The sequence below is a fragment of the Sinosporangium siamense genome (assembly GCF_016863435.1).
GTDB lineage: Bacteria > Actinomycetota > Actinomycetes > Streptosporangiales > Streptosporangiaceae > Sinosporangium > Sinosporangium siamense.
In genome coordinates this window covers 113,768-126,200 of sequence record NZ_BOOW01000012.1, presented here as the reverse complement: position 1 = coordinate 126,200, position 12,433 = coordinate 113,768, and the positions used below count along the sequence as shown (strand labels likewise).

At 70.3% G+C, this 12,433-nt stretch carries 11 protein-coding genes; 1 reads left to right on the top strand and 10 read right to left on the bottom strand.

What is annotated here, in order from left to right; translation table 11 throughout:
• From Ssi02_RS10230 to Ssi02_RS10195, 8 genes are all read right to left on the bottom strand, one after another.
• Entirely contained in the window at window positions 1-201 is a 201-nt protein-coding gene (locus Ssi02_RS10230) for a response regulator transcription factor (protein WP_204024192.1), read from the bottom strand.
• Between the two features lie 523 nt (window positions 202-724).
• Window positions 725-2,509: an ABC transporter ATP-binding protein gene (locus Ssi02_RS10225; protein WP_239128763.1), complete on the bottom strand. Its 1,785-nt coding sequence runs from the start codon at window positions 2,507-2,509 to the stop codon at window positions 725-727.
• Complete coding sequence (locus Ssi02_RS10220; protein WP_204024190.1) at window positions 2,506-3,723, bottom strand: cytochrome P450; 1,218 nt, start codon at window positions 3,721-3,723, stop codon at window positions 2,506-2,508. Before Ssi02_RS10220 ends, Ssi02_RS10225 begins: the two co-directional genes overlap by 4 nt.
• Window position 3,724: 1 nt before the next feature.
• Window positions 3,725-5,248 carry an FAD-dependent monooxygenase gene (locus tag Ssi02_RS10215; protein WP_204024187.1) on the bottom strand — a complete coding sequence of 508 codons (1,524 nt, stop codon included), beginning with the start codon at window positions 5,246-5,248 and terminating at the stop codon, window positions 3,725-3,727.
• Between the two features lies 1 nt (window position 5,249).
• Window positions 5,250-6,161 carry a DUF6895 family protein gene (locus tag Ssi02_RS10210; protein ID WP_204024167.1) on the bottom strand — a complete coding sequence of 304 codons (912 nt, stop codon included), beginning with the start codon at window positions 6,159-6,161 and terminating at the stop codon, window positions 5,250-5,252.
• A complete protein-coding gene (locus Ssi02_RS10205) occupies window positions 6,158-6,463 on the bottom strand; it encodes a hypothetical protein (protein WP_204024164.1) in 306 nt (101 codons plus the stop codon). Before Ssi02_RS10205 ends, Ssi02_RS10210 begins: the two co-directional genes overlap by 4 nt.
• Before the next feature lie 9 nt (window positions 6,464-6,472).
• A complete protein-coding gene (locus tag Ssi02_RS10200) occupies window positions 6,473-8,368 on the bottom strand; it encodes an asparagine synthase-related protein (RefSeq protein WP_204024161.1) in 1,896 nt (631 codons plus the stop codon).
• A 12-nt stretch (window positions 8,369-8,380) separates the two neighbouring features.
• Window positions 8,381-8,920, bottom strand: coding sequence for a lasso peptide biosynthesis protein (locus Ssi02_RS10195; RefSeq protein ID WP_204024158.1), 540 nt, complete (start codon window positions 8,918-8,920; stop codon window positions 8,381-8,383).
• Window positions 8,921-9,694: 774 nt separating this feature from the next.
• Here Ssi02_RS10195 and Ssi02_RS10190 point away from each other — a divergent pair.
• Complete coding sequence (locus Ssi02_RS10190; protein ID WP_204024155.1) at window positions 9,695-10,588, top strand: phytanoyl-CoA dioxygenase family protein; 894 nt, start codon at window positions 9,695-9,697, stop codon at window positions 10,586-10,588.
• Here the strand turns inward: Ssi02_RS10190 and Ssi02_RS10185 are convergent.
• The gene (locus tag Ssi02_RS10185; RefSeq protein WP_204024140.1) at window positions 10,563-11,417 is read right to left on the bottom strand and encodes an FkbM family methyltransferase; all 855 of its coding nucleotides are present in this window, start codon (window positions 11,415-11,417) and stop codon (window positions 10,563-10,565) included. The two genes, Ssi02_RS10190 and Ssi02_RS10185, sit on opposite strands and share 26 nt — an antisense overlap.
• A 361-nt stretch (window positions 11,418-11,778) precedes the next feature.
• Complete coding sequence (locus Ssi02_RS10180) at window positions 11,779-12,432, bottom strand: response regulator (protein ID WP_204024136.1); 654 nt, start codon at window positions 12,430-12,432, stop codon at window positions 11,779-11,781.
• Between the last annotated feature and the right edge of the window lies 1 nt (window position 12,433).

The following is a 12,433-nucleotide window of genomic DNA, read 5'->3' as shown; positions in this document are numbered from 1 at the left end:
TCAAAGCTTGGGCCGGGGCTCCTCGCGTAGCCACTTGGCGACAGCGGCGGCCCTGTTGCGCACGCCGTACCGGTCGTAGACGCGTTGCAGATGCGCGTTCACGGTCTTGGAGGACAGTCCCAGCCGGCTGGCGATCTCCTTGTTGGAATGCCCCTCCGCGATCAGCGTCATGATCTGAGATTGACGCGGGGTCAGAAACATTTGGTCGACTCCCTCTCCCATAGTCCTCCCACAGGCCGGAGTTCCCCATGTCGGTCTCGCCGGGTTGTTCTTCGCATAGCACGGGGCAAGAGTTCCGCTAGCGGCTGGTGCTGTCGGTAACCCAGGGCAGCCATTCGGAAGGCTCGCGCGACAAAAGCTGATAACCGGTTAAGGGGATGATCGGGGCCAGGATATCGGACCGTCCCGATCATCCCTTGCTTTTCCATAGTGGGCAACGTGGGCAGATCTCGCCATTATGAGTACAAATTGGTGAATACGTTCGAGTATATGCAGGCGGCACATCACCCAGTCAACAGCAAAGCGGTTTTCACTCATGTACATCCAATTAGGGAAGTGCCTAACCCCTTTTTAGGACGCCCCTAACTCTCTCAGCCATACGTGTCCACCCTCCGCCCCGGCCACCCGCAATCGGCATCACCATGAAATCCCACGGCGATTTAAATCGAGACTTACTCCCATCGAACGACGGCACGCGGAAAACATCGGAGAATCCGAAAGACGACTATGCGGATGGCACCGTCAATTGCGTCGTGACCAGCCGCCGGTAGAGAAGGTCTTCCGCCATGAGATCGGCGTGTGCTCCCTGCGCCCGCACCCGCCCGCGCTCCATGACGACGATGTGGCGGGCCGATCGCACCGTGGACAGCCGGTGGGCGACCACGATCACCGTGCAGTGGCCGGCGGCACGGGCGACGGCCTCCCGCAGCGTCTTCTCGTTGAGCGCGTCGAGATGGGCCGTGACCTCGTCCAGCAGCAGGACCTCCGGGCGGCGCAGCAACGCGCGGGCGATGGCCACCCGCTGGCGTTCACCGCCCGACAAGGCGGTCCCCCGCGTGCCCACATCGGTGTCCAGTCCCCGCGGCAGGCGCTCCACCAGTTCGTCCAGTCGCGTCTCGCGCACGACGTCGCGCAGGTCCGCCTCCGAGGCGTCCGGAGCGGCGTAGAGGAGGTTGTCGCGCAGGGTGCCGTCGAGCACCGGTGAGTCCTGCTCCACATATCCGAGCCACCGCCGCAACTCGGACCGGCCGAGGTCGCGGATGTCGCGACCGGCGAGGAGGATGCGCCCGTCCTGCGGCTCGTAGAAGCGCTGAAGCAGCGCGAACAGCGTGCTCTTCCCCGAACCCGAGGGGCCGACGACGGCGGTCTGCCCCCGCGCGGGCACGGCGAAGGTGACGCCGTCCAGCACCCGGTCCCGGTCCGCCCGATAGGCGAAGGTCACCCGGTCGAACTCGACAACGCCCCCGGCGCCCGTCCCGTCCAGGCCCCCGGGGAGCCCGTGGGATGTCTCCTCCTGAGGCAGCGCGGCGAGAGGTGCCAGCCGGGCGACCGCCCCGAGCGCCTGATTGATCTGCGTAACGCCCGTGGTGAGGGAGCCGATCGGCCCGGCGAGATAGAAGAGGTAGAGCAGAAAGGCGATGAGCGCCGAGACCTCGAGCTCGCCCCGCGCCACCAGGACACCGCCGACCGCGAGCACGACCAGGAACGCCCCTTGCACCGCCAGGCCGGTCACCACGCCGCCGACGCTGCGGAGCCACGCGAAGCTCAGCCCATGCCGGTAGGCGTCCTCCACACGCTCCGCCAGGGTCGCGAGCTCTCGGTGTTCGGCCTGGCTGGCTTTCACCGTGCGGGTCGCCACCAGCACCCGCTCCAACGCGGCGCCGACGCCGCCGAGGGCACGCTGGGTGTGCTCGGTGGCCCGCCGCATGCGGGGAAGCAGCACGACCAGGCCGAGGAAGGTCGCCCCGACGACGAACGCCGCGACGAGCAGGAGCCGCACATCCAGCACCGCCATGAAGACCACGGCCCCCACCATGCCGATGGCGCCCACCAGGGTGTCGACCAGCCCGTGCGTCACACCGGAGCGCAGCAGCGTCGTGTCCGCCGTGACGCGTGTGGTCAGCTCGCCCACGGGGTGCCGGTCGGTGGCGGGTACACTCGCCCGCACCAGCCGCGTCACCAGGTCCAGGCGGACCCGGCGGACAATCCGCTCCGCCGTACGCTCCAGGAGCCACAGATCCAGCCCGCGCAAGGCAGCGGCGGCCACGACCAGCACGGTCAGCACCACCACCGGACGCCAGAGAGAGGCGCCCCGTTCCAGCGCGTCGATGATCGCCTTGGCGGCCACGGGCTGGGCCAGCGCGCCGAGTGTGCCGACGGGGCCGAGGAGGATGCCGACCAGCAGCCACCGCCGCTCGGCCGCCGCGTAGCCGAGCAGGGCGCGCCACTCGCCCCGCTCCGAGCCGGTCTCGCGCGGGGCGCGGGACGCCCACCGGGCCAGGTGCGTCACCACTGGACGGGGAGCGCGCCCACGCCCTGGACCCCGACGGCCTCGTTCACCGGGATGTCGCCAAGTGGCGCGGCGCCGCGCAGCGTGGGAAAGCGGGTGAACAACGCGGAGAAGGCGATCTCAAGCTCCTGGCGCGCGAGGTTCTGGCCGAGGCACTGGTGCACGCCGTAGGCGAAGGAGAGGTGCGGGCGGGCGGCCCTCCGCACGTCCAGCGTGTCGGGGTCGGGGAAGACCGAGGGATCGCGATTGGCGGCGGCGGTCAGCAGGATCACCGCGTCCCCCGCCCGGATGCGCACGTCGCCGAGGTCTATGTCCGCCTTGGCGACCCGGGGGAATGTGTCGACCACTGTGAGGAAACGGAGGAGTTCGTCCACCGCCCGCGGGACCAGCGACGGGTCCTCCGCCAGGAGGGCGAGTTGCCCTGGGTGCTCCAGCAGGGTGAGCGCGCCGAGCGCGATCATGCTCGCGGTGGTCTCGTGCCCGGCCACCACCATCATGACGACCATGTTCGAGAGCTCCTGACCGGTAAGCTCCCCCGCCCGCACATGCCGCACCACCAGCGTGCTGAGCAGATCCCGCCCCGGCCGCCGCTCCCTGGCCCGCGCCAGCTCCCCGAAATATGCCCCGAGCTCCCGCCGCGCCCGCCCCGCCGCCCGCCGGTCCAGCGCCGCCCACCCGGTCTGCTCGACGAAGAACCCCCGGTCCTCCCCCGGCACGCCGAAAAGATCACACATGGTCAACGCGGGCAGCGGTACGGCATAAGCCCGCACAAGGTCGGCCGGAGAGCCGAGCTCGGCCATGCGGTCCAGCAGCTCGCCGGCGGCCCGGCTCACCGCGGGCCGCATGGCGCGGACGCGCCGCAACGTGAACGCGTGCGTCACCATGCGGCGGTGGTGGCCGTGTTCGGGCGGATCCATCTCGACGAAGGTCCGCGAGGCCCGCACGGCCCGCGGGTCGGGCCGGGCGCTGGGGGGACCGGGGCGGAACCTGGGATAGTTCGGGTCGGCGCGGTCCGACGACACCCGGTGGTCGGCAAACAGTCGCCGCACCTCCTCATAGCCGGTGACCACCCAGGCCGGGCGGCCGTCGGCGAGCGTCACCCGGGAGACCGGGCCGCGCTCCCGGAGTCCGGCGTAACCCGGTGGCGGGTGATAAGGGCATGTGCGCGGCATGGGAAAGGCGCCGGCGTCTCGGCGCTCGCCTGCAATCTGCATGTCACTCCTCGATCGAGGTGGGGCGGTCCGGCTCGCGGGTGCCGCGTCCGGGCGGGCCGAACCACGTGAGCAGCGCCTCCGTCAACGCGGCCCGGTGGCCCCCGGCCTTACCGGCCCAGGCCACATATCCGTCGGGCCGGACCAGCAGCACATTCCCGTCCGGGCCGTCGCCGAGGCAGCGCGCCGTAAGCAGATCCACCCGGTCCGACCAGGGGGCGAACCACTCGTAGTGCCCCGGCTGAGTGCCGCCGAGGTCGAGCAGCACCCCGCGGCCGGCCCGCCTCGTGGCCGCCAGGCGCGTCGGGCCCGTCGTCGTCTCCAGCGGCAGGTCGGGTACGGCCCGGCCGGTGAGGGGGTGCCCGTCCGGCTGGGCACCGCCGTACCGCACGCCGGTCATGGCGGTCTTCTCGCGCAGGTAGCGGCCGATGGGGGCGTGCGGGATGAGCTCGTGGAAGAACAGGTCGAACAGCGGCGTGTTGCGGTCGCTCGGGTCGAGCAGGGCGACCGCCGCACGCGAGTAGCGCAGCACCTCCTCGGCGACGGGGCGGCGTTCGGACTCGTAGGTGGCGAGCAGGCCGGGAGGCGCCCAGCCGCGCACCGCCGCCGCGAGTTTCCACCCCAGGTTGACCGCGTCCTGCACACCGAGGTTGAGACCCTGCCCGCCGAAGGGCGGGTGCACATGGGCCGCGTCCCCCGCCAGCAGGACCCGCCCGCGGCGGTAGACCTCGGCCAGCCGTGTGTTGTCGGTGAAGCGGGTCAGACCGCGCGTGCGCGACACGGTGACGTCCATGCCGCTGGTGCGGCGGAGGCTCGCGAGCGCCTCCGCCAGGGTGACGGGCGTGGCCTGATCGGGCGGCGGACCGTCGAACTCGATCGTCACAACCCGGCTGGGACCCAGCATGTAGGCCGTGACGCCGCCTGGGCCCCGATGCCACCCTCGCGGCAGTGTGCCGGCCTCGGGGAGGTCGGCGACGATCTGGTAGCCGGTGACTGTGGGGGTGGTGCCGGGGAAGGCGATGCCCGCGCTTTTGCGCACGGAGCTCCGGCCCCCGTCGCAGGCGACCAGATAGCGCGGGCGTACGCGGGTCCGCCGCCCCTCCCCGTCCTCGGCGTGCGCGACAACCTCGGCGGTGTCGTCCCCCGCCGCGACCCCTTTCGCCAGACCGGTGAAGGTGTGCCCGCGCCGGATCTCCACCCCGAGGGCGAGCGCGTGTTCCTCAAGCACGCGCTCCAGCACCCCTTCACGGAGTGGAAGCGCCTCGGGCACGGTGCTCCCCTCCCCTGCCACGCGCACCTCGCCCGGCAGCGCGCCGTGCCGGTCCAGCCGGTCGAGAAGCGGCTCCAGCAGGCCGCGCCGGTCGAGCGCCTCAATAGTGCGCACCGTGATGCCGGGGGCGCGCAGCCGCGTGTCGACGCGTTCCTCGCGTTCGAGTACGGTGACCCGCACGCCGCCGAGCGCCAGTTCCCCGGCCAGCATGAGCCCCACGGGCCCGGCGCCCACGACGACGACCTCCGGCTCCTCCACGTCAATCACCTGCTTCCAGGTCGGTATAGTGCCGGAGCACGTCGACCATCGTGGCGTGGTAGCAGTCGCGGAACGGCACCTCCGCACCGTCCGGCCGGCTTCCGGAGGCGCGGTTCTTCGGCAATGCCCCTCCCGGCAGGCGTGCCCCGGCCAGCACGTGAACCGCCTCCCGCCGCGCGGCCCGGCCGACGTCCCGCGGGGGGAGGCATGACAGGGCCAGCAGCGATTCGCCGGTAAGGTCGTGGTCGCCGGCCGCGAGAGCTTCTTCCAGCAGGCGGTCGAGCACACCGGCCGCCGTGTCCGAGACGTCGGCCGGCACCCGCGCGTCGTGCGCGCCGAAGTCCGTGGCGTAGTAGACCGCGTGGGTGAGCCGGTAGCCGTCACGTCTGAGCCGGCCGTGCGGCACGGCAGCGGTCCGGCGGAGAAGCGACCCCCAGTCCGGCCGGTCCCGGACGAGCCCCGCCGTCCACAATGCGTGGAACTCCCCCGCCGACCTCGGGCGCACCCCCCGCGCCGCGAGCCCGCGCAACGTCCCCTCACCGAGATCGGTACGGTGACCCGCGGCGCGTAGCCAGAGATAGGGCTGAAGGTGGTAGAGCCCCGAGTCCGGGGCTGACCCGAGATGGCGTAGATAGCCTGTGCCGCCGCATTCGCGCAGGAGCAGCCGTCGCCAGTCGCGCAGGTGACGGTGCACCGCGTCGGCGGCAGGCAGGCCGGACCGCAGGCGGCGCCCCAGGTAGAAGTGGAGCATCGCGAGCTCTCCCACACGTTTGGAGAGAAGCAGGTTCGGCGTGCCGGCGCCGGAGAGGGCGAAGTGGTGGAGATTTCTCGTCACCCACGCCAGACCTGGGTGGCCGTCCACCTTCACGGGTGAGGCCGCGATGGCTTCCGCCGTACTGGAGAGGTCGCTCATGGTGTGCTCTCGATGGGGGGAGCGGGGCGGATCATGCCGCGTTTCGCCAGGGAGCCGAGGAGCAGGCGCGTGGCCTCGGCGCGGCCGGTCTCCTCTGGCGGGAGCTCTTCGGCGGCGGTGGGATAGGGGGCCGGGGCGGCTGTGCCGTACAGCGCGGTGCGCAGGAGTGCGGCGGCGGGCCGGGAGAGACGGTAGGCGTGGAAGGAGCGGGTGTCGAGAAGCACGCCGCAGAAGGGGAGCTCGCGGAAGAGCATGTGGTCGGCGAGCACCGCGACGGGCCGTCCGGGGGCGTCGAGACTCATGGGTTCTCCTCACACCAGGCCGCGTAGCCAGCGTTCGAGGACGCAGAGACGGGCGATCTCCTCACCGTTGCGGTGCACGCTCTGCCTGGACAGCCTGGATACGAACGCCTCGTCGACCACTTTGAGTTCGACGAGCATCGAGTCCTCGGCGAGCAGGTGTCGGCACATGTCGAAGTTCCGGGTGACGAACACCGAGGAGACGGCGTCGAGCCGGGCCTGCTGGATGCGGCGGCCGATCCCGGCGGGGATCCCGGAGCGGGAGTAGGCGAGCCGCAGGGCGAACTTGTCGAGGGTGAGGCCGTAGCCGAAGGCGATCCGGTATTTGGTGGGGAGCGTCAGAGCGAACTCGACGACGTCCCGGTCCAGGTAGGGGGTGGTCAGGAAACGTTCGCCCGGCATGCCGTAGTTGAGCCAGGACGCCTGCATGTTGGCGCTGTTCAGAGCCTCCCGGATCATATAGAGGGAGGTGATGCCGGCGGGCAGGTGGCGTGCCGATCCGGAGCGGTTTACGAGGCTCAGCAGTTCGGTGCGGGCCTCCCGGGCGGCGGCCCGCACGGCCTCGGTGACGTTTTCGGCGGCGGTGTCGGTGAAGCCGAGAGGGTGGATGAAGGTTTCCCGGTTGGGCAGCGCCACCGTGGGGTCGCCCGCGAGGAGGCTGTAGAGGTAGGCCGGTGTTCTCCATCCGCGCCCGTCCGACCCGGCGAAGGACTCCTTGACCACGCGGGGCAGCAATTGCCAGATCGGTTCACCCGCGACCGTCGGCCGGAGCAGTGACGCGCCGGCGACCTCGAAAAGGCCGCGGTGCAGGTCGTGGGCGAGGATCTGGTCGGCGAACAGCCCCGATAACACGAAGGCGGCCCCGTCTGCCCGGGCCCTCGCGACCGCCTCGGCGAGGCCGCCCCTCGGCACGTGGGTCTGCGGCAACGAACCGGTCTGCGGCTCGTCCAGGTAGGAGCCGCCCGGAACGGTGTAGACGGACATGTCACACGACTCCGGCTTCAGCCCACCGGCCTCGGCCACCACCCGCGCGGCCTCCAAGTCCTCGCCGAACCCGGGGAAGCCGGGCAGGGTGAAGTGCAGAGCCGTGCCCTTGGCGGTGCGCCGCCCCACTTCCACGGCGACGGCGGCCGAGTCGATGCCGCCGCTGAGCAGCACGACAGCAGGATCACCGGGGGCGAGCATACGGCCGCACGCCTGAGCGAGCCGGGTGCCGAGACCGGAGGCGGCCTCACGGATGGTTCGCGGGGGCGTGACCTCCGCTGGGCCGAACGCATCGAAACCCCCCACCCGCGGGCGTGGATCGGCACCCGTCACGGTCAGGCGGTCACCGGCGGCCAGCCGTCGCACACCGGCGAACCACGAGCGCCGCGCCGGCACCCCCCGCTCCGCGATGATCATCGGCAGCAACTCGACGTCCACGTCCCCCAGGCTGGGACGCGCTCCCGGCAGGAGGTGGCGGGGATCGGTCGCCCAGGTCAGCGCGTCGGCGCTCTGCCGCCAGAAGAGGGGGATCAGCGCGTTCACCGACCGATAGAGGGAGATCTCCCGCAGATCAGGCGAGAGGTGGGCGAGCACGAACTCTCCCCGCAGGCGGCGCACGGCGGCGGCCCCCTCCAGGTCGATCAGGCGTTGAAGCAGGTGCAGCGCCGATTCTCCACGCGCCGGCGGAGTCTCGGGGCTCAGATCCATCCAGCCCGTCAGAAGGACGCGCATGTCCTGTGCGGGCTGGGCGCGGCCACCCGCCGAGATCGGTCCCTGGGCCAGGCGGACGGCTCGCCCGCCGTCCTCCTCCCCCCGGGCAGAGGAGGTGAGCGCCTCTAGCCGGTCGACCTGGCGGTAGCCCGGGAAGGCGGACCAGGCTGGCAGTGGCAGTCGTCCGCACATGCCAAAGGAGGTCAAAAGCACGATCACTCCTCGCTAGGTGGCCGCCGGATATCGCAGCAGTTCGATGTAGCTGCCCGCGGCCGACGTTGTCCGGCCGGAAAGCGGCGCGTCGCCGAGCACCGGCCAGGCGTGCAGTTCCTCTCCGCCGTTCGCCGGTTCGATCACGGGGTAGCCGACCACCACCTCGACGGGGTAGCCGAGCCACCGCAACGCGGCGCATATGGCGAGCGATTCGTGGAGGCACAGGTGCCTGCCGCCGAAGGTACGGCCCAGCCCGGTGAGCCGCCACGCGGCGTCCCTGGCGTGGAACACCGTCGCGGGGGTCTGTTCCGCTCTGCCCGGACGGACACGCGGCGAGGGGAGGGCCGCGAGGGCGGCCCCGAGTCCGCGCCGGCGGAAGGCCCGTCCCACGCGGAGGTATTGCACGAGCGCGGGAAGCAGTTCGGTGAACGGCGTCGCGTCAGGGGGTGGCGGTGTGCCGCGGGACCGTGGTGCGCCCGCCGGATCCCCGGTGAGAGCGAAGTCGCGAAGGACGCGCCGTAGGCGCTTGCGTTCTGCCCACTGCCGGAACATGGGAAGGGGTCCTTTCCTTACTTCAGGTCGCGCTCGCGCCGGGTCAGGGAAGGTGCGGACACACAGGCCCATATGCGTGTCCTGCGTGTCCGCACCATCGCCGCATTCGCGGCCTTTACCGGGCTCTTCGTGGCACCCCATGAACCTCCGCCGGATTTCTCGCGGCAAAAGCCTCACCCAACGGTTTTCCGGGATGCTGAGAAGAATCTCCCTGGATTCACGGGGTCCAGTCACCATCCCAGTAGTCCCAGGTGGGGCCGGTCCAACCCTGAGTCACATCCTCCAGTTTGCCGAGGAATTCAAGCTCAAGCTCACGCCGCTCCATGTTCTTCCACCTCCTCCCGCATACAGAGAAGAACTCTGGATATCAGGAGAAAGAGCGCCGGAACATCCCGGCGAAACTCCCCTGAAGCTCCACCAGGCTAGGCAGCGCATCATCGGATAGGGAAGTCGGAATTATCACATAGAAGGGTCGCACTACATCATTGACCTACATAAACCCCCTACCACCTGCACAAATGCAGTCCACTGCCGACGGCAAAGCAAACCCGCATGCCGTCGGAGAGCAGAATCTCCCTCTTGCATGGAAATCCTCAGTTGATACTGTCGGTAAATCCGCCCCACCCTCCCAGGCTCGCCGGACTATCCACAGCCGGCCAGCCGATACCGATCTGCCTGGATAAATGTCGACCGGCGAGTCAACCGGTTGACCGCGCCCCACCAATACGCTCCCTCACGGAAAACATCGGCCTCTAGGGCAAGGGAAGTGGAGAGATGCACATCACCCAGGAGCACATCGACGAATTCCTCGCCGAAGGCCACGTCCTGATCCCCGGGTTCATCCCCCCTGAGCAGCTTGACCGCTGCCGGCGGGATATCGCGCGTTACTTCCCCGACGTCGACGAGTTCCTCGCCACACCCGAGCGCTATCGCAAGACCGACCGCTTCGCGACGTTCCCCTTCGAGGGCGACGCGCTCAACCAGGTCACGGCCCACCCCGAGACGATCGCCTTCCTGACGAAGGTGCTCGGAACTCCGCAGGTGCGCCTCGGCGACTCGCTGCTCCAGGCGAAGTACGGCCCGCTGTGCGGCCCCGACCGGGACCAGCGCCTCCACCTTGACGGCTGGGAGAAGACCTCCCTGGTCTGCCCCCGATCCGACGGGCACTACCTGCGCGTCTTCGCGATCGTCTACTACACCGACGTGACTGGGGAGCTCGGCCCCACCTTCGTGGTGCCGCGTGACCGAGTGGGCGACACGCCGATGATGACGAAGGAAGGCCATGCGGCGTTCGACCAAAAGGACTACCCCGAGCTCTATGCGGGCGAGCAGCCGATCATCGCCTCCGCCGGGTCGTTGCTGCTCTTTCAGGGCACGACCGTGCACCGCGGCTCCGCCGTACGGGCCGACAAGGGATATCGGTTCGCGCATTTCATGAACTACCACGCGGCGACCGCACCCGGGGCTTTCCAGCGGTCCTGGTCGGCGTTGCCCGCCGACCCGAAATCCGCGCCGATCCGGCGGTTCATCGAAAAGGCGACGCCTGGCCAGCGCGAACTGATCGGATTCCCGACGCCGGAGGACCCCTATTGGAACGAGGACACGCTGCGTGGTGTCGCCGATCTCTATCCCGGCATGGACATCACCCCCTACGGCGGTTCGCGGTGAACAGATAGTTGCGGCTGGACTCGTCGACGACGTCGGTCCGCCGCCACGCCGGGGAGCGGAAGACGTGCATGCGATAGCCGAGTTCGCGGAGGGGATCGACCACCGCGGAGGAGTCGCAGCCATATTTCGCCAGGTGCCTGTCCTCGATTTCCAACATCAACGTGGGCCTGTGCCGTACCAGCACCTCGGCGCCTCCTTGGAGCACCGCAGCCTCGGCGCCCTCCACGTCGGCCTTGATGAAGTCGACCCGGTGCAACCGCTCGTCCCGGCACAGCGCGTCGAGCGTGGTGACGGCGGTCCGCACCTCGCGGGTGCGGCGGAACTCCACGTTCGGCCCCGGGCCCCGGGCCCCCTCGGTGAGATAGGCCCGCCCGTGCACCGGCAATCCGCCGCGCAGCGGCAGGCTCATCACCGCCTCACCCCGCCGGCCGCCGAGAGCGACGCGGTGAAGCCGCACGTTGGCGCAGCCGAGCCCCCTGATGCCCGCCGCGAGCAAGGCGGCCGGCCCGGGAAGCGGCTCCACGCTGTGGACGGCCCCTCGCCCGCCGACCAGGCGGGCGAGGGGATAGGTGTAGAGCCCGTACTCCGCACCGAGGTCCAGGCACACGTCTCCCGGACGGACGACACCGGCTAGCCCGGCCACCTCGTTCTCCACGAACGACACGCGCGGCGCGAGCCCGCGGAGTAAGGAGGCGGCGAAGCGCACGCGCAACCCGTCCCGCGGGGGAAGGACGGGTCGCGCGGGTGCGGCGCCGCGGGAAGGCACTGGAGCGGGCTCGGTCGCAGCGGACGCCGTTCCGCCGTACCGGCCTGGTGTGTCCGCGGGCATGTCGTCCCCCTGGCGAGATCGATCACCGGCCCGTGTACGGGCCCTGGTCTCTCCGATGCTAGGAACGGCACCGCCCGCCGATCGTCAAGCCGCGGGTGGGACTCTCACCTCCACCCGGCAACCGACCTCTCCGCCCCAGGGTGGAGAGCACCGTCCCTCAGGGGCGGCCCACTACCTCTCGGACATCACCCGCCGGCAGTCTCTTCGGCCGCATGCTCCCGCGCCCCTCCGCCGAAGGCAGGTGCGGACGACTTCGACTTGGCCGGGCTGCCGCGACGACGGCCTTCCGGCCAACGCCGCCCCGCCCTCTAAGCACCCGCCACTCAAGTGCCGCTCAGCGCCGAAGGGCTGTCGGGGTTGCTCAGCCGTTGCCCGCCAAGCCGTGCTCGTAGGCGAAGATGACTGCCTGGGCGCGGTCACGCAGGCCGAGTTTGGCGAAGAGCCGGTTGATGTGGGACTTGACGGTCGATTCGCTGACGACGAGTTCCCCGGCGATCTCGCCGTTGGACAGGCCGGCGGCGATGAGGGTGAGCACCTCGCGTTCCCGCGCGGTCAGCTCCTCCACCTGCCGGGGCACGACCAGGCGGCGGCGCTGCCGGGCGAACTCGGCGACGAGGCGTTTCGTGACCGAGGGGGCGAGGAGGGCATCGCCGCGGGCTACGACGCGAACGGCTTCGAGGAGTTCGGGGGCCGTCGCGTCCTTGAGCAGGAATCCGCTCGCACCGGCGGCGAGGGCGGCGTACACGTAGTCGTCCACGTCGAAGGTCGTGATCATCAGGGCTCGGGTCCGAGGAGCGTCGGCGAGGATGCGGCGGGCGGCCTCGATGCCGTCCATACGGGGCATGCGGATGTCGAGCAGGGCGACGTCCGGTCGGTGACGCGCGGCCAGGTCGACCGCCTCGGCGCCGTCCACCGCCTGTCCCACGACCTCGATGTCGTCCTGGGTGGAGAGCAGGCCCGCGAAGCCGGCCCTGACGATCGCCTGATCGTCGGCGACCAGGACCCGGATCGTCATG

What these genes read in the sequence shown, in the direction of transcription:
- Ssi02_RS10180 (WP_204024136.1), bottom strand. Translation starts at nt 12,432, where the DNA reads ATGACGATCCGGGTCCTGGTCGCCGACGATCAGGCGATCGTCAGGGCC.
- Ssi02_RS10195 (WP_204024158.1), bottom strand. Translation starts at nt 8,920, where the DNA reads ATGTTCCGGCAGTGGGCAGAACGCAAGCGCCTACGGCGCGTCCTTCGC.
- Ssi02_RS10190 (WP_204024155.1), top strand. Translation starts at nt 9,695, where the DNA reads ATGCACATCACCCAGGAGCACATCGACGAATTCCTCGCCGAAGGCCAC.
- Ssi02_RS10205 (WP_204024164.1), bottom strand. Translation starts at nt 6,463, where the DNA reads ATGAGTCTCGACGCCCCCGGACGGCCCGTCGCGGTGCTCGCCGACCAC.
- Ssi02_RS10220 (WP_204024190.1), bottom strand. Translation starts at nt 3,723, where the DNA reads ATGCAGATTGCAGGCGAGCGCCGAGACGCCGGCGCCTTTCCCATGCCG.
- Ssi02_RS10230 (WP_204024192.1), bottom strand. Translation starts at nt 201, where the DNA reads ATGTTTCTGACCCCGCGTCAATCTCAGATCATGACGCTGATCGCGGAG.
- Ssi02_RS10210 (WP_204024167.1), bottom strand. Translation starts at nt 6,161, where the DNA reads ATGAGCGACCTCTCCAGTACGGCGGAAGCCATCGCGGCCTCACCCGTG.
- Ssi02_RS10185 (WP_204024140.1), bottom strand. Translation starts at nt 11,417, where the DNA reads ATGCCCGCGGACACACCAGGCCGGTACGGCGGAACGGCGTCCGCTGCG.